Consider the following 263-nt stretch of genomic DNA (forward strand, 5'->3'; position numbering starts at 1 on the left):
CGAGCGTCGAACTAGTCGAAGCTCATTGCTTGCCTCTCAATGCACGGAGCCGAAGAACGCCTCGCGCCTTCGGCTGGCGTCAGGCCCGCCTTGAAATAGCCTTCGAGACGGTCGGCAGTCGCTTCGACGAGCATGAAGGGCGGATAGATGTAGCCCACGGCGAACGCATGGTCGTACCAGTCGCTTAGCCACGCGCGAAGTTCGATCACGTCCTGAGGCAGTGCATTCGAAGCATCCGTCGTGCATGTGCGTCCCCCTGGCTT

1 protein-coding gene is annotated in these 263 nt (G+C 60.8%); it reads right to left on the bottom strand.

The window, feature by feature from the left end; genetic code table 11:
* Positions 1–11 precede the first annotated feature (11 nt).
* Positions 12–263: hypothetical protein (locus SB772_RS42175; protein WP_410838795.1), on the bottom strand; the 252-nt coding region annotated here is incomplete at its 5' end.

The sequence above is a fragment of the Paraburkholderia sp. SIMBA_030 genome (genome assembly GCF_046535245.1).
Classification (GTDB): domain Bacteria; phylum Pseudomonadota; class Gammaproteobacteria; order Burkholderiales; family Burkholderiaceae; genus Paraburkholderia.